Origin of the sequence: Pseudomonas sp. NPDC089569 (assembly GCF_050280625.1) — a bacterium.
GTDB lineage: Bacteria > Pseudomonadota > Gammaproteobacteria > Pseudomonadales > Pseudomonadaceae > Aquipseudomonas.
On the sequence record NZ_JBNNVQ010000010.1, the window covers coordinates 22,056 to 40,518 of the forward strand.

Here is an 18,463-nt window from a genome sequence, read left to right on the forward strand (position 1 = left end):
CTGAATTTTATGAGGCCTGGCCTGTATGATACGGGCCAGACCAACCGAGACCTGATCATGGCAAAAGATAACGACAGTGAAAGCGGCCCTCGTCGCCATAGTGGGCGCTATATCTACGAAGAACTGCGCAAGCAGATTCTCACCCTCAAGCTAAAGCCTGGGGAACAACTCGATGAGGTATCACTGGCCGCACAGTTCGGGTTATCTCGATCCCCCGTCCGTGATGCTTTGGCACGTTTGATCACGGAAGGCTTGGTGGTCATTCTGCCGAACCGCACCACGCTGGTGACACCATTTGAGATCGAAGAGTTTCCGAACTACATTTCCGCGCTTGACCTGATACAGCGGGCAGTGACTCGCTTGGCAGCCCTTCAGCATCGCGCGGAAGATCTGGAAGCGATCCGCAAAGCAGATGAGGCGTATCTTAAAGCCGTTACCAGCGGTGACTTCCAGGCGATGTCTGAACTGAACAAAGCCTTTCATATGGCCATTGCCCACGCCGGGCGCAACCCTTACTTCATCAACTACTACGAGCGCCTTCTCGGCGAAGGGCAACGCTTACTGCACCTGCACTTCGATCACATCGTCAGCACCGCCAGTGCCAATCGACTGGGGCGGGACCACGACGAAATTATCGAGGCCATCGCCGCACGAGATGCGGATGCCGCGGAAGCCGCTGCACACGAACACACCATGCTGTTCCAGCGCCGTTTCCTCGACTACATGCAGCAGAACCTGACGGCACGCATGTCAGTGGCTTAGGCCGCCTCTTTTACACTTCGCGCGGACCGATATTCACAGCGCTTGCTGGAGTTCGGTCAACCGCGCAGTGGTCGTTATCGCCCCCCTCTCCGCCAGATGAAGTCACCGTAGACTTCATGCACTTCTGCCTACTCTCCTCCCCTCCCAGTCTCTACACGCGGATATTCCGTTGGCGCCCAACCCCTCAAAAACGCGCCTATTGACAGCTTGTTGGCCGCCGGATAGTTTGCATGCAGAGCTGCACACAACACGCAAACAAGCTGGTTCCACCCTTCTAACATAACAATCACGGGAGTCGACGATGGACAGATTCGAGAACAAAGTGGCGATCGTAACCGGCGCCGCCGGCGGTATCGGCTCGGCAATAGCCCTAAGACTGGCACGCGAAGGTGCGACAGTCGTGGTGAGTGACGTCAATCTGGAAGCCGCTCAAGCCGTCGTCGACACGATCTGCAGCGAGGGGGGAAAAGCGCTGGCGATCGCGGCAGATATCGCGCAAGGCGAAGCCTGCCGTGAACTTGTGCAGCAGACGATCACTCAGTTGGGATCCATCGATATCCTAGTGAACAACGCCGGTATCAACCGTCGCGGTAATCTACTCGCGCTGAGTGAAGACGACTGGAATGCCAGCTTTACGGTGAACCTGGACTCGATGTTCCACCTGTGCCGTGCGGTGTTGCCGATCATGATCGACGCTGGCGGCGGCGCCATCGTGAACACAGCTTCGCAATGGGGACTGTACCCGGCACCCGGGCACATTGCTTACAACGTCACCAAGGCTGCAGTGGCGTCCTTCACCCAGAACCTGGCTCGGGACTATGCGCCGCATAAAGTCCGGGTGAACGGGGTTTGCCCGGGGGAGATCCATACGCCGATGCTGGAGGCTGGGGTGAAACGCTCGGGTCGGACCATCGCGGATCTGGACCGAATGGTACCGTTCGGACGAATCGGTAAGCCCGAGGAAGTGGCGGCGTTGGTCGCGTTTCTGGCTTCGGAAGAGGCTGCATTCATGTGCGGCTCGCTGGTGGAGATCACCGGAGCGCAGGCGGTCGCCTGATGCCGTACGGCGCCCTTGGAGTCGAGTGCCGCTGATGCGTCGCTCGACTCCAAGGCATCTGCTACTTCAACTGGTATTCATGCCCCGCCCCGGCATACCACGACCGTCCTAGTGCAGTCTCGCAAGTTGTAATCCACCAGTATCGTCGAACCGACATAATGACGGTCCAGTAAGTTGTCCAGGTGTACCAGTTGGTGGAAGGTTCAAGGGCCATAGTGCTGCTCAAAACGCATCCACCAATTGAACATCAAGGTAAGTTTTCGATCAGTGCCGACACCCAGGGTAAATTCAAGGCATAGAGCTCATTGAATTAATCAAAGGAAAAGGGCATTCGGCAGAGCGCGGCCAAGAGCGGACTGTCGAAAGTATTTGAAACCTCGAAAGGAATTAATTATTGGACATTGCGGTTCGGCGGTAGCCGGATCGACACACAGCTCGCGCCTAGCGTATTGAGTCTAGGCGCTGCTCTGGTAAGGATGCTCCGACCTATAGAACCTAGGAAATTTCAATTTACTGAGAAGTGTCGTCTATCTGGACGTTGCATCCATATAAGACTTTACCGCCGCGAGCCCAGGTTGACCGTCCACTGTTTGAACATCAAGCAACGTTCTATCAAGCCATTCGGGATGATCACCCAGCCATTTTTTTACCGCAGAGCGTGGGTCAAGGCCACCATTGATCACGTAGTCCATCATGGTGTTTTCGGCATCGATGGAAAACTCCAGATTCTTCAGAAGCTGGCCCACGTTAGGGCATTCGTCCAGGTATCCCGTACGCACGTCGGTGCGCACCGACGATGCGCCGTAATTTGCTCCGTAGTATTTGTCGCCGCCTGACAAATATTCCAGTTCGATATTCTTGTTCATGGGGTGCGGTGCCCACCCCAGAAACACGATCCAATCGTTCTTTCTGATTTGCCTGCCGACCTGGGTCAGCATGCCCTTCTCACTGGACTCAACCAGGCTCCAGCTACCCAGGTTGTACGCGTTATCGGCAATGAGGTTCTGGATCGGCTTGTTGCCGCCCGGTTCCACGCCATAGATTTTCCCGCCAAACTTTGCCTTGTAAGTGTCCAGGTCTGCATAGCTTTTGACCCCTTGCTCATAGACGTATCGCGGAACCGCCAAGGTGAATTTGGCACCGGTGAGGTTCACTCGCACGGTCTGAATCGACTTGTTGTCGTAGTAAGGCTGAGCCGCCTCGATCAACGCAGGGTCCCATGTTCCGAGAAACACGTCGATGCTCTTGCCTTCCATCGCCTTGTAGGCGATTCCCGTCGATAGCGTGATGACTTTTGGGGTGTAGCCCAGTCCTTCCAATACGGCGGTGGTCAAGGACGTCGTCAACGTGATGTCGGTCCATCCCACCTCTGCGAATTGAGGCGCGTGACACGCCGCCGGCTCCGCGGCGCCGGCAATTCCCTGGAATGTCATCAACAGCACGGCACAACCGATAGCACTGCTTTTCATACCGGATCCCCTTGCGATCTCTTGTTTTTAGGAGAACCTAGTGATAACTTTTTTTTCATTGAGTGTCCAATTAAAATAAAAAGGGAACCCTATGCCAAAGGTTGGAATGCAGGAAATCAGAAGAAAACAGCTCGTCGAGGCGACGCTCATCCTCATTGGTGAGCAAGGCATGGCGGGAACGAGCATGGCTCAGGTAAGCGCCCGTGCGGGGTTGGCCAACGGCATCGTCCACCATTATTTTTCGGACAAGAATGCTTTGCTTGAAGCCACCTTGAGAGAGCTGAACAAACGCATCAATGCCGAGATTTTTGCTCGCCTGCGAATGTCTGGAACACCCGCTGAGCGTGTTCTCGCGTTTGTGGACGGGAACGTCAGTGCCTTGAACCTGACGCGAGACAATGTCGCGGCCTGGCTCGCTTTCTGGGCTCAAGTACCGCAATCCCCCAAATTACAACGGGTACAGAACATCGTTGCACGCAGGAGTCACTCCTTACTTTTCCATGCCTTGTCAAAAACCATGGACAAGGCAACAGCCCACTCCAAGGCACAGATGATCGCGATCTTCATTGACGGCTTGTGGTTGAGGGCTGCGGTCGATTGCAACCCGGACGCAATCGATGATTCGCGCCGTCTGGCTTACGAGTTCCTCAACAACCTGCTTGGTTATGATCTGGAGGCGTAGAAATGACACCTGAAGAGTATAAAAGTCTTGATGCCGTGGGCCTCGCTCAATGGTTGCAGTCCGGAAAAGTCTCTCCGTTGGAACTGGTTAACCTCGCAGCCAGAGAAATTGAAACCCAGGACCCTACCTTGGGTGCAGTCGTAGCGATCGATATCGAAGGGGCGCAACGAGCCGCGTTAGATCCGAAGGCTGGACCACTCGCAGGTGTACCGATCCTGATAAAGGACACCAATATCGATGTAAAGGGCTTTGCCACCAGGCACGGTTCGCGATTGTACGAAGATGCCGCCCCCGCTCAGGTCGACAGTGAGTTTGTAAGTCGATTGCGCAAGGCCGGGGCAATCATTCTCGGGAAAACCAAAACACCCGAGTTTGCAGGAGACTTTGTAACAGAGCCCGAATGGCAAGGGCCTTGTCGCAACCCCAGGAATCCGCGTTACGCATCTGGCGGGTCAAGCGGAGGATCCGCCTGTGCCGTGGGCGCAGGCATGGTGCCTGTTGCGCATGGCACCGACTGTGGTGGGTCGATCAGGGTTCCGGCTGCCGTTTGTGGTGTGGTTGGACTGAAACCAAGCAGGGGACGCAACCCTGTAGGTCCTCATGTCGGTGAGTTTGTTGGAGGCCTTGATTCCGAGCATGTACTGACCAGGACTGTCCGCGATAGCGCATTGCTGCTGGATGTCCTGTCTGGCTATGAACCTGGTGCACCCTATGCTGCCCCTCCCGCACCTGCCTCATGGCTGGAATCTCTGAAGACAAAATCACCACGACTAAAAATTGCTTTCGCTTGCTACCGTCCAGATGGTTCGAGTATCGATATTGCAATTCACAAAGCCATTTTGAATGCCGTTGATTTCTTAAGTAAAGACGGTCATGGGTTACGCCCGTTCAGATGGCCAGACATGACCAAGGCCGGTGCAGCTGCCGCACTATTCTGGCAAATGGAAATTGAGGCGTTAATGACACACCAAGCGCAAACGCGCGGCTATCCAATCTCTGATAAAGATGTCGAATGGATAACCTATGAGTTTTACAAATGCTCGCGTCGAAGAACGGCACTGGATGTACACCATGCACGTGCCACCCAGAACAAAATAGGCCACGACATGGCCGATAGCTTCACCGACATCGATGTCCTCATCACACCAACAGTGGCGCTTGCTCCACCGTTGATTGGTGGTTTTGTCACCACAGGGGAAAGGCATCTGGACGAGTGGTATAAAAATGCTTACGCGTTTTCTCCCTTCACCGAAGTTTTCAACTTGACCGGCCAGCCGGCCATCAGCATTCCCATAGGGATCATGGAGAATGGCCTTCCAATTGGGCTGCAAATTGTTGGCAAGTTTGGTGATGAGGAGACTGTTCTCAGACTTGCAAATGAAATTGAAAAAAGCTCACTAGCAACGAGCCTGTTTTCAAAAGTTTGATCTAACGCATAGCTGTCCTTCGCGAAGGGCAGCTATTGGCCGATTGTCGTCCATCGTCACCGGCCGAGGTCGGCCAAAAGCAGCCAGTCAAATACTTAAAAAGCAGAAGATTCCTAAGCGTCCGGCCGAATCACTCATCGGATTCCGGCATTAAGAGCCAGCCGCATCTGTGGTTAAGCATGAGGGCGTTTGAAGCGGCTGGAGACGCCCCCAAGAATCCCACAACAGCACGGGATACTTCAGGAAAAATCAGGAGGGATTATTGAGCACTTTCGCAGAAGCTCTGAATCGCCTCGCACGCGCCACGCAGTGATTCATCATCCAGCGCGTAGGCAATTCGCAGGTACCCAGGCAGACCAAACGCGCTCCCTTGCACCACAGCCACATTGGCTTCTTCCAGCAAAGCCAGCGCTACCGCTTCGTCATCGACCAGATCGCGCCCGCCTGCCGAGCACTTACCGATCAGGCCGGCACAGTCTGCGAAAGTGTAGAACGCGCCACCTGGTGTTTCGCAACTGATGCCCGGTGCTTTGTTCAGCAATTCCACCATGAAGTCCCGGCGACGCTGGAACACCTCTCGGCTGTGAGCGATAAAGTCCTTGGGGCCGTCCAAGGCAGCGATAGCGGCATGCTGGGAAATTGAACATGCGCCCGAGGTCTGCTGACCTTGTAGTTTCTCCATCGCTTCGAGCAGCCAGCTCGGGCCGGTCGCGAAACCGATCCGCCAGCCCGTCATGGCGTAGGCCTTGGACACACCGTTCATGGTCAGGGTCCGCACAGCCAGACGCGGCTCGACCTGAGCGAGTGTAAGAAAATCGCGGCCATCGAAAATCAGGTGCTCATAGATGTCGTCCGCAAGAATCAGCACCTGCGGATGGGCCAGCAGCACCTCGGCCAAAGCCTTGAGTTCGTCGCGCTCATACACCGCACCGGTTGGGTTGGACGGCGAGTTGAGTATCAACCAGCGGGTGTTCGGCCCGATTGCTTCAGCCAGCGCCTGTGGCGTCAGCTTGAAGCCCGACTCCGCACCACCGGCGACGATCCGCGATCCGCCCCCGCAAAGTTGCACCATCTCTGGGTAGCTGACCCAGTACGGAGCCGGAATGATGACTTCGTCACCTTCGTTAAGGGTCGCAGTCAGGGCATTGAAAATGACCTGCTTTCCGCCGCTGCATACCAGGGTGTCCTGCCAGCTTACATTCAGTCCATTTTCACGCTGGTACTTGCGAGCAATCGCCTCGCGCAAGGCGCGAAGGCCCGCGACTTGAGTGTAGCGGGTGTGGCCGTTTTCGATTGCGCTGATTGCAGCTGCACGGATGTGTTCAGGCGTATCGAAGTCTGGCTCACCGGCGCACAACGAAATGATCTTGGCGCCTTCGGCGCGCCGTGCAGCCACACGGTCGATGATCTTGTAGGTAGCCGAAGGCTTGGCAGCCTCCAGACGACGGTTCAGGGTTTCCAGACTCACGCGTGCTCCTCCGGATAAGCGAGACCCATCAGATCCATTGTGGTACGCCCTTCGCGCAGCTTGCTTATGAACACCGCTTCCTTGTCCGCGCGCTTTTGCCCTTCCTGCAAGGTGCGCTCGACAGCAGCGCCGGGAATGATGATGACGCCATCTTCATCCGCAACGACCAGGTCCCCAGCGCTGACCACCGCGCCGCTGAAATCAAATGGCTTGCCCACCGAAGGTGCGGTCGCCTTGACCGTGCCTTTGACCGAGATACCACGTGCGAACACCGGGAAGCTATGAGCTTCGAGGGCCTTAATGTCGCGCACTCCACCATTGATAACCAGGCCGACGATGCCGGCCGCTTCCGCGGCAACGGTCAGCACCTCTCCCCAATAACCCGCCACGAAATCAGCGGTATCGCATACCAGCACGCTGCCGCGTGGCGCGTTGGCTACGGCCAGATGCAGGCCCAGGTTATCACCTGCCGAGCATTGCACCGGATAGGCCGGCGCAGCGATAAAAGCTCCTTTCCAGACGGGGCGGATTTGACGGTCCACAGCGCACGGAAGGCCAGAGGCCTCATACAAGGTAGAGCTGCCCAGGACTTTGGAAATTTTCTGATAATCGCGTGGAAGGCTCATTGTGGTTTGCTCTGCAGGGAATGGTAACCGAGGGCGGCGCGAGCTTCTTTGAGGCTCTTGCCAGTGGCGATCTGATCGCGAATCTGGGCTTCGACGTGTTCGATACGGCGCGCGGTTTCAGCGACTTCCTTGGCACGTGCGCGGGGCACGATGACTACGCCATTGGCATCGGCCACAACGATGTCGCGTGCACATACTCGAGCACTACCAACGGACACTGGCTGGTTAACTGAGACCACTTCCACCCGATCCTTGCCGGTACGCATGAAACGGCCTTTGCTGAACAGCGGATAGCCTTCACCGAGCGCCTTGTTCACGTCGCGGCAGACGCCGTCGATGACCGTGCCGGCAATCTCGCGAGCCAGCGCATACTGGGTCATGATGTCGCCCCAGACTGTGCAGTCAATACGGCCTTCGTTGGCAATCACCACGATATCGCCCGGTGCCACGTCATCGATGAAATCGCCGACCGTGCCTGGCGGGGTGCTCGCGCTCACGTACTGCACTGTGAAGGCAAGGCCGACCACGACCTGACTGTAATTGGCGAGTGGCGCGATACCGAAGGCCTGGCCTGGCAGTCCCAGTTTGTCCAACGCGTCAGAAACGCCAGGGGTATCCAAACCTTCGAACAAGGCGACGAGGTCTTTATCGGAGAGACTCATATCAGTGCTCCACCTTGATGGCTTCGAATTGGGTGTCGTGCATCACTTCTTCCACCGAACGTCCTGCGCGGACAGCGTCAACCATTCCGGCTTGGCGACGGTCGATGCGTTCGGCAAGGTCCAAGACTTGGTCGATGGCCTTGGCCGACACGAAGACGGTGCCGCACTCGTCGGCCATCACATAATCGCCTTCCTCAACATCCACGCCTGCCATGCGCACGTTGACGGCGGCGTCGATTTGAATGAGCCGGTTGCGGGCGCTGATCATGGTCACGCCGCGACCAAAGACCGGGTAGCCAATGTCAGCGCTGCCGCGGATATCGCGGCTGAAACCGTCGATGATCGAGCCACGAATGCCCTTGCACTGGGCTGCGTTGGCAAGGATATCGCCCCAGCTGGAAATACCGTCCACGCCTCCGGCGATCACCAGCACTCGATCATCAGTGGTGATTTGCTCTACCACTGGGGTAATCAAGTGAACGGTGGGAGCAACATCTTGCTTCGGGCCAAGCTGTACTGTGCTGGCACGACCGACGATTTTTGGGCAGTTCCACAACGGCATCAGGCCGTTGGTGGCACCAGGCAGGTTGAGGAAATCCAGTGCGTCGGAAATCGTGTTCGTATCCAGCGCAGCCAGGCGATCAAGCGGGGCTTTCAAGCTCATCGGTTGCTGACCTCTTGTAAATGAAGCTTGAGTATCAGCAAGACGCTTTGATACGTATATTACTAAGAAGCTAAGCCTGTCATACCAAAAACCTATGGAAATGCATCGTGATCAATTTCCGCTTGATACGCCATCTCTGGCTGTTTCTGGCAGTCGCCGAAGACCAGAATTTCAGCCGCGCCGCCAAACGGCTGGGTATGTCGCAGCCGCCCTTGACCGAGCAGATCCAGGCGCTTGAACAGTCGTTGCGCGTTCAACTGTTCACCCGCTCGCGCCGTGGCGCGCAACTCACGTCGGCCGGAGCTGCGATCCTGCCGGCGGTGCGCAAGTTTGCCGATCAGCTTGAACGACTCGAATTGGCGGTACATGAAGCCGTTGCCGGCCACGCGGGGGTATTGACGATTGGCGCGATAACCTCGGCGATGATCGATGTGCTGCCGCCATTGATCGAGCGCTTCAAGCAAGACCATCCGTTGATCACGGTGTCCGTGCGGGAAATTGACAGCGCAGAAGCGATTCCGGCGCTGGAGGCCGGGGATATCGATATCGCTTTCGCACGTCTGGAGGGCAATCTGGGACGGTACCTCCAGTCGATGTCTTTGTCGGAGGATCGTCTGGCAGTCGCGATGCCCAATGACCACCCCCTGGCCGCCTGTGAGGCCATCGAACTCAAAGGGCTTGCCGATGAAACCCTGGTGATGGCTTCACGCGATGTCAGTCCGGTGTATTTCGACTATTTGGTGGGGCTATGCAAAGCCAGCGGGTTTGCGCCGCGTATCGTGCATCAGGTCCGCTCTGTATCGTCTCAGGTCGCATTCGTCAGCTGTGGTCAGGGAATAGCCTTGGTACCAGCATCCATGGACAAGCTCGCCCCAGAAAACGTGCTTGTGCGACCGCTACAGCCGGAGATCAAGATAGTCACAGCCGCCATGGCATGGCATGGCGGCCACAACAATCCGTTGGTGGATGCATTGATCGATCAGGCCAAGCAGATTTACGGATCATAGGCTGGGCATATGACAGGCTTCGCGGCTTCGTATTTTACAAATTATTGAGCGAACTCGACATTGGGGGGAATCTGAATAAGGAGGCCCCACCGTGCCATACACTCCTCGCTTCACTCACGAGAAACTGCGGTTCAACATTGACGGCGTGCAACTTGATCTGGCGGTGATCAACCGATCCGGTCCAAAAGCACCGATTCTGTTTCTGCACGGTTTCGGCTCCACCAAAGAAGATTACGCCGACATCACTCTGCAGCCGGCATTCGAAGGCCACCCATTCATTGCCTACGATGCGCCAGGTTGCGGAGAAACCGAGTTTGGCGATCTATCTCGCATCAACATCCCTTTGTTGGTGAAGACTGCCCAGACCGTGCTTGCTCATTTCGGAATCAAGCAATTCCACCTGGTAGGTCACTCCATGGGTGGACTGACCGCTTTGATGTTCGCTCACGCTAACCCCGAACGCGTGCTGAGCTTCGTCGACATCGAGGGCAATATCGCACCGGAAGATTGCTTCCTTAGCCGCCAGATCCACGATCACCAGCGCGACGACGCACGCTTCTTCCGCGACTTCATCGAGCGAACCCGACTGGCACCAGATCCTGCCAGTGCGCTCTACGCGGCCAGCCTTGCCTACAAGGTGCGTACCAAGGCAGTGCGCGGGATCTTCGAGTCCATGGTTGAGCTGTCCGATAACGGTGGCCTGATGGCCAAGTTCCTGGAACTGCCATTCCCTCGCCAGTACATGTATGGCGAGACCAACTCCCACCTGCCGTATCTGAAAGATATTGCTGCCCAAGGGGTGCAACTGGCTTGCATCCCGAACTGTGGCCATTTCCCGATGTACTCCAACCCCGCGCTGATGTGGCAGCACATCAAGGCGTTGCAAGACCAGGCCTGATCCAGCCCTCAAATCAATCCAAGTACACGGCTGCTGGTCGTGTGCGCTCGCATAACCCAGTCATAAAAATAATGAGGTTGCGTCATACTCGAAGCCATCAATGGCTTTCTCTCGGGAAAGCTTGTCGATCATTGGCATCACTTACTACTTAATCAATCTGCTTAAACTGGGCTATTCAGAGGGTGATTGCTGGGTGTCTCGGTGTCTCCGCAGGTCGCCATGCTGGCCATGACGCCCCTTGCGATTGGGACGGTGATCTTGCTGCGTATCCGCAAAGTCAGAAGACATTAATGCGGCACATCCACTGTCCACTTGCCACGGGGTCCAAGACCTTCTGGAGCCCGTGGCTTTACACTCGCGACGGTAATGGTGGCGATCCGCGATGGACGGTCAAATTCACAAGTCGCGATTATGATCGCGAATCAAAGGACGCCCATTGACAGTCAACGGCGAGGACATCAAGTAGATTGCTGAAACACCTCCCGAGCACAACGGAAACTGTCCACTGCTGCCGGCACACCTGCGTATATCGCCGCCTGCAGAAATACTTCCCGAATCTCTTCCTTGCTCACGCCATTATTGAGCGCGCCACGAATATGCAATTTGAGCTCATGAGGCCGATTCAGCGCGGTCATCAACGCCAAATTGAGCAAGCTCCGGGTGCGGCGGTCCAGGCCCGGACGATTCCATACATCGCCCCAGCAATACTGTGATACCAGCTCCTGCATCGGCATACCGAATTCATCGGCGTTAGCCAAGGCAGCATCGACATAGGCGTCACCCAGCACTTCGCGACGAGTCTTGAGCCCACGCTCAAACAATTCCTGATTCATGAAAAACCTCGGTTTCAATTAGGTGTGTGGCAGACCGGGCCGTGGGATGCGGCCCGGCGCTAACTCATTTGGCGGCGGCGACCCACTGGTCGAATTGCGATTGGTTGGACTTGATCCACTGATCAGCCAGCTTGCGGATAACAGCAGGCGAACCTCCCTCTTTCCCGATCGCTGCTTCCCAACTCGACCAGACAGCGGTAGGGAAATGGACTTGCGTCATCAGGCTTTTGATTGCCGGGTTGTCGGCCAGGAACTTCTTGTTCGCCACGGTGTGGTAGTTCCACGAACCCATGGCCATACGGCAGGGATTGGCATCGCCTGCGCAACCCTCGACGTCCTTGACCAGTGCCGATCCATCATTGGGAATATCCGGCGGCAAGGCATCCTTGGGTGTAGGGAGCCAGAGAACATCACTTCCGGGCACCAGAGCGTTGGTCACCCACGAAGGGCTCCAAGCGTAAAAGAACACCGGCTTGCCACCTTTGACCTTACTGACCACATCGGCCATCAGTGCCTCGTACTTGCCTCGTATCTGCCTGACTGTCCCGGTGAGTCCGAATTCCTTCATTTGATAGTCGATGACTTTGCCGCAGCTCCAGGCCGGATCACAGCTGGTCAGCTCGGCCTTGTTGTTCTCTCCGAACAGTGCCGCGACCTTAGGATCCTTCATCTGCTCCAGGGTGGTGATCCCGTTGGCCAGAGCGGTCTTCTTGTCGATCAGGTAACCGTTGATCCCGCCACCGATGATCATGCCATTGCCGACCAGTTCGGCGTCCTTGGCCACGGCTTTGAAGCCGGGTTCGCGCTGCGGCAGGGTGATATCGGTACCGATGTCCATGTCACTCTGGGCAACGGCGGGAAAAAACAGGGTGTTGTCGAGTGTGACCAGGCGCACTTTGTAGCCAAGCGCTTTGAATGCATCAGAGACGATCTGAGCCACCACGTAATTACCGCCCAGACTGCTGTCCTGAGCGTAGCGGATGGTCTTGCCGTCACCGGGAAGCGATTCGGCATGGGCGGCGCCAGTTAGAGCGAAGAGTACGGCTGCACAGGTGAGCGTTTTTTGGAATATTTTCATTATTATCTACCTTCTTCTAAGTGCTCGTGATCGGGTTTTGACACACACGTGATGGCAAGTAGTAAATGGTTGGCGTCGTAGGTCTGGCTCACCTCCCCTGTGAGATCATGCGTTCACCGCGCAGGCAACGTTTGAGCACTCCATTGAAGGACACGCCTTTGCGCGACCGCGGAGAGCCCAGCGCCTGAGAGAAGCGATCGAGCATGATCGCCAGCAGTACGATCGCAATACCCCCGACCGCCGCACCGCCGACATCCAAACGGCCAATGCCCTGCAACACCACCAGCCCCAGGCCTTCAGCGCCGATCATCGAGATCACCACCGACATCACCATGGCCGTCAGCACGGTCTGGTTAAGCCCGCCCAGGATGGTTGGCATTGCCAGAGGGAGTTGGACTTCCCAAAGCAACTGCCACTTGTTGGCACCGAATGCCTGGCCGGCTTCGACGATCTCCGCATCGACCATGCAGATGCCCAGTTGGGTGAAGCGAATCAATGGCGGCATCGCTGCCGTGGCCACCGCTACCTCACCGGGCACATTGCCAACACCGAACAGCATGACCACCGGCACCAAGTACACGAAGGTCGGCGTGGTTTGCATAACGTCCAGCAGCGGCCGCACCACCGCCCATGCCACCGGGCTGCGGGCGCACCAGATGCCGATGGGGATACCGATCAGGGCGCAGAATACGATGGCCGTTGTGATCAACGACAGCGTGGTCATCGCCTCCGACCACACCCCCAGTATCGCGATCGCCACGTAGGCCGCCACGCTGAACAGCGCCACTCGCAGATTGGCCAAACACCAGAAGAGCAGGAAGGTAAACAGCACCATCACCGGGAACGGCGCGGCATGGAACACGCCATCAACGAAGCTCAGCAGATGTTCGATCGGCCACTTCAGACTTGAGAAAAACGGACGAAAGTTCTGCGCCAGCCACTGCACGCCATCCTGTATCCATTGCGCGATGGGGAATACCGACAAATCGTTGGCTTCAAGCATGTTGCACCTCCGCGCCCTGAGCGACGCCAATGCGGGCGAGGATATGCCCCGCGTCCAGGAATCCAATCAAGCGACCGTAATCGTCGGTCACCCCGACCGGATTGCCACCGATGCACTGCGGTGCCACATCCACCAGACGCGCCGTGCGGGGTACGCAGGTAAAGCGGGTGTTCGGCTCCGGTGCCTGCTGACCGCTGCAGGTGAGTGCGACCTGCTGACCTGTCAGGGTGCCAAGCACTCGCTGTTCGCCATCAACCAGGAACCCCGGCCCTTGGACACCAGTGCCGACACCCAGCAGGGTGCCACCCTGTCCTTTCCATATCGGTGCCAGCGCCGTCATCACCGAGCCTGCATCGAACACTCGGCCGCGGTCGACCTCTCGCGTGAATCCGGCGACGTAGTCACTGCCCGGATCCATGACGATGGACTGTGGAGTACCCTCACGTACCACTTTGCCTTCGGACATGATGGCGATGCGAGTGCCGAGCTTGAGTGCTTCCTGAAAGTCATGGGTGATGAACAGGATCGTCTTGTTCAGCTTGCGTTGCAGACGCAGCAGTTCGTCCTGCATCTCTGTGCGGATCAGCGGGTCGAGGGCGCTGAAGGCCTCATCCATGATCAACACATCGGCATCAGTGGCCAGGGCGCGGGCCAGACCAACGCGCTGGCGCATCCCGCCGCTAAGCTCATGGGGCATGTGATATGCCCATTTACTGAGGCCCACCACGGACAGCACCTCTTCGGCACGCTGGCGACGTTCGGCCGGCGCTGTACCGCGCATTTTCAAACCAAACTCGACGTTCTCGATGACCCGACGGTTGGGTAGCAGACCAAAGTGCTGAAAAACCATGGAGATGCGCGAACGCCGCACCTCACGCAGACCGTCCTCATCTAGGGCACAAAGATCCTCGCCGTCGAGCAGAATTCGCCCGGCGCTGGGCTCATTGAGACGGTTGATGCAGCGCGCCAAAGTCGATTTCCCCGAACCGGACAGGCCCATGATCATGTAGATCGAACCGGCGGGAACACGCAATGACACATTGTCCACCCCTACCACCTGGCTCAAGGCTTCCAACACCTCGGCACGACCGCTGCCTTCGCGCAGCATCTTCAAGGCAGGGCCTGGTTTGTTGCAGAAAACCTTGTACAGATTTTCGATGACCAGACGGTCTTTCATGGCTGCGTCTCCTCGTTCATGTTCGTATGGCCCACGTAGAAGACCCGCGGGGAGAAGGCAGTTGCTGATGCAAAGCGGACCTCAGCAGACCCGCGGTGGGTGCTAACGAGGTGGGTGGATATCGAACCGCTTTTTATTCGAAGGATGCGTTTTTCGATGATCATTTTGTCAATGCTCCACTACTGATCGTCCGTGAAGAAATCGTGCAACAGGTCAGCGACCTGCCGCGATGCCTCGATCAGAATCGAGTGGCGCATCTGCGGGAGAATCTCCAGGCGCGAGCCGGGGATGCACTCGTGCATGAAATGCGCCATCCGTGGATTGGAACCCTGGTCCTGCTCGCCGGTGACGATCAGGGTTGGGAGTTTGATCTGGTCGATGAACCCACCGAAGTCGGTCTCGGCCAGAACCCGATAGGCTGCTGCATAACACTGCGGGTCATTCTCGGCATCGCGTTGGCGCAGGTAAGCAATCAGTTGCGGGTTCCTGGCCTGGAAGTCTTCCGACAACCAACGTGACAACGAGGCATCATGGTGTGAACCGCGCTCCCCGACCTGCAAGGCCGCAAGACGCTCCATCACCCTGGCTCGTTCCTCCCGGGTGCGACCGGAAACTGTGGCCAGCAACGCCAAGTGGCGCAGGCGTTTAGGATGCGACAGCGCCAGGCGCTGGGCGATCAAGCCGCCCAGGGAAAATCCGGCCAGATCGAAGGTTTCGAAACCCACGTGTGCAGCCAGCGCGAGCGTGTCACCGACGAAGTCGTCGATCTCATAACGCCCATGGGGGCGTGAAGAGCGTCCGTGTCCGCGCAGGTCGAAGGTGAGGATGCGAAAGTCCTCAGTGAGCTGGCCAGCCACCGCGTCCCAGGCTTCCAGATAGGAGCCAACGCCGTGAATGCACACCAGCGCGCGCGGGCCATGCCCCTGCAACTTGTAGTTTAGTTCAATGCCGCCCGTGCTCAGGGTGCCCTGGGTCACGGTCGACGGGTCAGTGGCGGGTGTCAGCATGGTCGATTCCCCTGCTCCGTCTCAAGCGGATTGGCGCACAGCATCGCGGCGGGCGAAATGCGGCATGACTTCGTCGATGAACAGTCGCAGGGTTTTCTCCTGCAGTTCGAACGGCAGGTTGAAGGCCAGCCCCAGGCAGAATTGATCGACACCTTGGGCCTCATACAGCTCAAGTTTGCGAATGACCTCGTCCGGTGTCCCGAACATCAGGTTCTCGCGGATTGCTTCAGGGTTATAGCTGTCACGGTTGGCCACCAACTCGTAAGGCACAGCCTCCGGGAAGCCATTGTTGACGGTGCCAATGTTCTGCATCAGGTTCTCGAAGGCTCGGCCATAGTCGATGCTGTGACGCACGGCCACTTCCCAGTCCTGTTCGCGGTCATAGACGCAGGTACGGCGCTGCATCATCAAGCGCGGACGCGGGACCTCGGGATGGTCGGCCACTGCCTTGCGGAACTTTTCGCCAAGCACGACGACTTCGGATGCCGGTGCCGACAGTGGCGTGGACAGTATGTTAGCGCCGACACTGACGGCCCAGTCGAAGCTCGACGGGTCACGTGTCGCCACCCAGATAGGTGGATGCGGTTGCTGCAGCGGTTTAGGCACAGAGGTAGCCACCGGGAATTTCCAGTAGTGACCGTCATGGGCGTAATCACCCTGCCAGAGCTTCTTCACCGCCGGTAGCAACTCTTTCATGTACGCCACCCCTTCCTGCTGAGGGATGCCGCCGGCCATGCGATCGAACTCGTACTGATAGGCGCCGCGGGCAATGCCAAACTCCAGACGTCCACCTGTGAGGTGGTCGCACAGCGCGGACTCGCCAGCCAAGCGAATAGGCGACCAGTAGGGAGCCACCAAGGTCGAGGTGCCGAGGCGAATATTCTGTGTGTGCTGGGCCAGCCAGGTCAGCGTGATGAACGGGTTAGGCGAGATAGTACACTCGAGCGTATGGTGCTCGGCGGTCCACAGTGTCTCGAAGCCACCCTCGTCAGCCATGCGCACCAGCTTGAGGAAGTTCTGGATCTTGTCACTCATGAGCTCTTCAGGGTTGAAGCGCTCCATGCTCAGGGAAACTGCAAATTTCATTGTTGTTATCTCCAGTCGTATGGGGTCGGCAACAGCGCGCTTAGCGCAGGCGGATGACGAAGGGGTCCTGCAGGGTTTCGGAGTAATCGACCAGCACGTTCTTCAGCCGCGAAAACTCACGCATCACCTCGAAGCCACCACGGGTGCCGTAGCCGCTGTTTTTCATGCCGCCGTTGGAAGACATGTAGGCCGTTGAGCGGTAGGTGTTGATCCACACCGTGCCGGCGTCGACGTCGCGGGCGAAGCGCATGGCGCGGCTGATGTCGCGAGTCCAGACACCGGCAGCCAGGCCGTACTCGGTGTCGTTCGCGAGCTCGATCAATTGCTCTTCGGTATCGAAAGGAATGACCCCCACCACCGGACCGAAAATTTCGTCACGCATGAAGCGCATGTCGTTGCGCGCATCGACGATCACCGTTGGCTCGAAATACCAGCCACCGTCTTGCGCCGCTTCAGCCGCGCGCCGACCGCCGACGGCAACACGGGCCCCTTCACGAATTGCCGAGTCGACGTAGTGCTCGACCTTCTCCAGCTGTGCGGACAGAGCCAACGGGCCGATATCCGTGTTCTCCAGGGTCGGGTGGCCGACCTTGATGCGTCGCGTGCGCTCAACCAGTGCCTCAATGAACGCCGGGTAGATTGAAGCCTCGACGAAGCAGCGTGAGCCGGCGACACAGGTCTGCCCGGCGGCGGCGAACACACCGGCGACCACGCCATTGACCGCCTGCTCCAGATTGGCGTCGGCGAATACCACGTGGGGAGACTTGCCGCCCAGCTCCATCTGGCATGACACCAGGTTTTGCGCAGCATTGCCGGCAATCTTGCGGCCGGTGGCGGTGCTGCCGGTGAATACCAGCTTGGCAACACCGGGATGGCGACTGAGCGCCTCGCCGGTAGTTGGACCATCGCCAGTCACCACGTTGATCACGCCTGGGGGAATGCCGGCCTCGATGGCCAGCTCTGCCAACGCCAGAGTCGAGGCGCTGGTGTGCTCGGAAGGCTTGATGACAACGGTGTTGCCGATCGCCAGGCTCGGCGCCAGCGTGCCGGTGAGCAGCATCAGCGGCGAGTTCCAGGGGGTGATCATGGCGACAACACCAATCGGCTCGCGCAGGTTGTAGTTCAGCGCGTCGAGCTTGTTAACCGGGATGGTGTCGCCTTGCAGTTTGTCGGCCATGCCGGCGAAGTAATAGAACGAGTCCGGCAGGCCACGCATCTGCGCAACCATTTCCTTGAGTAGTTTGCCGTTGTCACGGCACTCGATGCGTGCCAACTCATCGGCATGGTCCGCCACCAACTCACCCAGCCGGCGTACCAGTTTGCCGCGTTCGGTCTGAGTCATGCGACGCCAGGCAGGGCTTTTCAACGCAGCCTGTGCGCTGCGGACTGCGGCATCGACGTCCTGGGCATCCGCCTGGGAGAATTCGTACCAGGATTGCCCGGTAGTTGGGTCATAGCTGGGCAGGAATTCGCCGCTGTGGGCGGCAGTAAACTGCCCGTCGATAAACAGTTGTTGCCGAGAGCCTTGCAAGCTATCCAGTGTGGTTCGCATTGTTG

Annotated in this window: 18 protein-coding genes and 1 pseudogene; 6 read left to right on the forward strand and 13 right to left on the reverse strand. The window is 57.7% G+C overall.

Going from position 1 to position 18,463, the window contains the following annotated elements; genetic code table 11:
- The first annotated feature begins 57 nt into the window (after window positions 1–57).
- Complete coding sequence (locus ACQKP2_RS07215) at window positions 58–762, forward strand: GntR family transcriptional regulator (protein ID WP_427575548.1); 705 nt, start codon at window positions 58–60, stop codon at window positions 760–762.
- Window positions 763–1,063: 301 nt separating this feature from the next.
- Window positions 1,064–1,819 carry an SDR family NAD(P)-dependent oxidoreductase gene (locus ACQKP2_RS07220; RefSeq protein WP_427575549.1) on the forward strand — a complete coding sequence of 252 codons (756 nt, stop codon included), beginning with the start codon at window positions 1,064–1,066 and terminating at the stop codon, window positions 1,817–1,819.
- A gap of 61 nt (window positions 1,820–1,880) precedes the next feature.
- Here ACQKP2_RS07220 and ACQKP2_RS07225 read toward each other — a convergent pair.
- Window positions 1,881–2,067 (reverse strand): annotated as a pseudogene (locus ACQKP2_RS07225) (hypothetical protein); the annotation flags it as partial.
- Between the two features lie 279 nt (window positions 2,068–2,346).
- Window positions 2,347–3,288: a choline ABC transporter substrate-binding protein gene (choX, locus tag ACQKP2_RS07230; RefSeq protein WP_427575551.1), complete on the reverse strand. Its 942-nt coding sequence runs from the start codon at window positions 3,286–3,288 to the stop codon at window positions 2,347–2,349.
- Between the two features lie 91 nt (window positions 3,289–3,379).
- Between choX and betI the strand changes: the two genes are divergently transcribed.
- Window positions 3,380–3,970: a transcriptional regulator BetI gene (gene betI, locus ACQKP2_RS07235; RefSeq protein WP_427575553.1), complete on the forward strand. Its 591-nt coding sequence runs from the start codon at window positions 3,380–3,382 to the stop codon at window positions 3,968–3,970.
- A 2-nt stretch (window positions 3,971–3,972) separates the two neighbouring features.
- Window positions 3,973–5,397, forward strand: coding sequence for an amidase (locus ACQKP2_RS07240; RefSeq protein WP_427575555.1), 1,425 nt, complete (start codon window positions 3,973–3,975; stop codon window positions 5,395–5,397).
- 259 nt (window positions 5,398–5,656) lie between these two features.
- On the opposite strand, the gene ACQKP2_RS07245 is transcribed toward ACQKP2_RS07240, so the two are convergent.
- Genes ACQKP2_RS07245 through ACQKP2_RS07260 form a run of 4 tightly spaced genes read right to left on the reverse strand, consistent with a single transcriptional unit; the run spans window position 5,657 to window position 8,817 of the window.
- The gene (locus ACQKP2_RS07245) at window positions 5,657–6,865 is read right to left on the reverse strand and encodes a pyridoxal phosphate-dependent aminotransferase (protein ID WP_427575556.1); all 1,209 of its coding nucleotides are present in this window, start codon (window positions 6,863–6,865) and stop codon (window positions 5,657–5,659) included.
- Window positions 6,862–7,491 carry an RraA family protein gene (locus ACQKP2_RS07250; RefSeq protein ID WP_427575558.1) on the reverse strand — a complete coding sequence of 210 codons (630 nt, stop codon included), beginning with the start codon at window positions 7,489–7,491 and terminating at the stop codon, window positions 6,862–6,864. Before ACQKP2_RS07250 ends, ACQKP2_RS07245 begins: the two co-directional genes overlap by 4 nt.
- Window positions 7,488–8,153, reverse strand: a complete 666-nt coding sequence (locus tag ACQKP2_RS07255; RefSeq protein ID WP_427575559.1) for an RraA family protein — start codon at window positions 8,151–8,153, stop codon at window positions 7,488–7,490. The genes ACQKP2_RS07250 and ACQKP2_RS07255 overlap by 4 nt, the downstream gene beginning before the upstream one ends.
- Before the next feature lies 1 nt (window position 8,154).
- On the reverse strand, window positions 8,155–8,817 hold the full coding sequence (locus ACQKP2_RS07260; protein ID WP_427575561.1) for an RraA family protein: 663 nt from the start codon (window positions 8,815–8,817) through the stop codon (window positions 8,155–8,157).
- Between the two features lie 107 nt (window positions 8,818–8,924).
- Here ACQKP2_RS07260 and ACQKP2_RS07265 point away from each other — a divergent pair, with 107 nt between their 5' ends.
- Window positions 8,925–9,824, forward strand: a complete 900-nt coding sequence (locus tag ACQKP2_RS07265) for a LysR substrate-binding domain-containing protein (RefSeq protein ID WP_427575562.1) — start codon at window positions 8,925–8,927, stop codon at window positions 9,822–9,824.
- A gap of 91 nt (window positions 9,825–9,915) precedes the next feature.
- A complete protein-coding gene (locus tag ACQKP2_RS07270; protein WP_427575564.1) occupies window positions 9,916–10,722 on the forward strand; it encodes an alpha/beta fold hydrolase in 807 nt (268 codons plus the stop codon).
- A 458-nt stretch (window positions 10,723–11,180) separates the two neighbouring features.
- Here the strand turns inward: ACQKP2_RS07270 and pcaC are convergent, their stop codons facing one another.
- The 7 genes from pcaC to ACQKP2_RS07305 form a co-directional block, all read right to left on the reverse strand.
- Window positions 11,181–11,555: a 4-carboxymuconolactone decarboxylase gene (pcaC, locus tag ACQKP2_RS07275; RefSeq protein WP_427575565.1), complete on the reverse strand. Its 375-nt coding sequence runs from the start codon at window positions 11,553–11,555 to the stop codon at window positions 11,181–11,183.
- Between the two features lie 64 nt (window positions 11,556–11,619).
- Window positions 11,620–12,633: a glycine betaine/L-proline ABC transporter substrate-binding protein ProX gene (proX, locus tag ACQKP2_RS07280; RefSeq protein WP_427575567.1), complete on the reverse strand. Its 1,014-nt coding sequence runs from the start codon at window positions 12,631–12,633 to the stop codon at window positions 11,620–11,622.
- 88 nt (window positions 12,634–12,721) lie between these two features.
- Window positions 12,722–13,636, reverse strand: a complete 915-nt coding sequence (locus tag ACQKP2_RS07285) for an ABC transporter permease (RefSeq protein ID WP_427575569.1) — start codon at window positions 13,634–13,636, stop codon at window positions 12,722–12,724.
- A complete protein-coding gene (locus ACQKP2_RS07290) occupies window positions 13,629–14,813 on the reverse strand; it encodes a quaternary amine ABC transporter ATP-binding protein (RefSeq protein ID WP_427575571.1) in 1,185 nt (394 codons plus the stop codon). Before ACQKP2_RS07290 ends, ACQKP2_RS07285 begins: the two co-directional genes overlap by 8 nt.
- A gap of 179 nt (window positions 14,814–14,992) precedes the next feature.
- A complete protein-coding gene (locus ACQKP2_RS07295; protein ID WP_427575572.1) occupies window positions 14,993–15,820 on the reverse strand; it encodes an alpha/beta fold hydrolase in 828 nt (275 codons plus the stop codon).
- Between the two features lie 21 nt (window positions 15,821–15,841).
- Window positions 15,842–16,906 (reverse strand): LLM class flavin-dependent oxidoreductase, encoded by a 1,065-nt coding sequence (locus tag ACQKP2_RS07300; RefSeq protein ID WP_427575574.1) that lies wholly within the window; start codon window positions 16,904–16,906, stop codon window positions 15,842–15,844.
- A 40-nt stretch (window positions 16,907–16,946) separates the two neighbouring features.
- A complete protein-coding gene (locus ACQKP2_RS07305; RefSeq protein WP_427575575.1) occupies window positions 16,947–18,458 on the reverse strand; it encodes an aldehyde dehydrogenase in 1,512 nt (503 codons plus the stop codon).
- Window positions 18,459–18,463: the final 5 nt, after the last annotated feature.

What these genes read in the sequence shown, in the direction of transcription:
- ACQKP2_RS07285 (WP_427575569.1), bottom strand. Translation starts at nt 13,636, where the DNA reads ATGCTTGAAGCCAACGATTTGTCGGTATTCCCCATCGCGCAATGGATA.
- choX (WP_427575551.1), bottom strand. Translation starts at nt 3,288, where the DNA reads ATGAAAAGCAGTGCTATCGGTTGTGCCGTGCTGTTGATGACATTCCAG.
- betI (WP_427575553.1), top strand. Translation starts at nt 3,380, where the DNA reads ATGCCAAAGGTTGGAATGCAGGAAATCAGAAGAAAACAGCTCGTCGAG.
- ACQKP2_RS07215 (WP_427575548.1), top strand. Translation starts at nt 58, where the DNA reads ATGGCAAAAGATAACGACAGTGAAAGCGGCCCTCGTCGCCATAGTGGG.
- ACQKP2_RS07300 (WP_427575574.1), bottom strand. Translation starts at nt 16,906, where the DNA reads ATGAAATTTGCAGTTTCCCTGAGCATGGAGCGCTTCAACCCTGAAGAG.
- ACQKP2_RS07290 (WP_427575571.1), bottom strand. Translation starts at nt 14,813, where the DNA reads ATGAAAGACCGTCTGGTCATCGAAAATCTGTACAAGGTTTTCTGCAAC.
- ACQKP2_RS07260 (WP_427575561.1), bottom strand. Translation starts at nt 8,817, where the DNA reads ATGAGCTTGAAAGCCCCGCTTGATCGCCTGGCTGCGCTGGATACGAAC.
- pcaC (WP_427575565.1), bottom strand. Translation starts at nt 11,555, where the DNA reads ATGAATCAGGAATTGTTTGAGCGTGGGCTCAAGACTCGTCGCGAAGTG.
- ACQKP2_RS07250 (WP_427575558.1), bottom strand. Translation starts at nt 7,491, where the DNA reads ATGAGCCTTCCACGCGATTATCAGAAAATTTCCAAAGTCCTGGGCAGC.
- ACQKP2_RS07295 (WP_427575572.1), bottom strand. Translation starts at nt 15,820, where the DNA reads ATGCTGACACCCGCCACTGACCCGTCGACCGTGACCCAGGGCACCCTG.
- proX (WP_427575567.1), bottom strand. Translation starts at nt 12,633, where the DNA reads ATGAAAATATTCCAAAAAACGCTCACCTGTGCAGCCGTACTCTTCGCT.
- ACQKP2_RS07240 (WP_427575555.1), top strand. Translation starts at nt 3,973, where the DNA reads ATGACACCTGAAGAGTATAAAAGTCTTGATGCCGTGGGCCTCGCTCAA.
- ACQKP2_RS07255 (WP_427575559.1), bottom strand. Translation starts at nt 8,153, where the DNA reads ATGAGTCTCTCCGATAAAGACCTCGTCGCCTTGTTCGAAGGTTTGGAT.
- ACQKP2_RS07305 (WP_427575575.1), bottom strand. Translation starts at nt 18,458, where the DNA reads ATGCGAACCACACTGGATAGCTTGCAAGGCTCTCGGCAACAACTGTTT.
- ACQKP2_RS07220 (WP_427575549.1), top strand. Translation starts at nt 1,064, where the DNA reads ATGGACAGATTCGAGAACAAAGTGGCGATCGTAACCGGCGCCGCCGGC.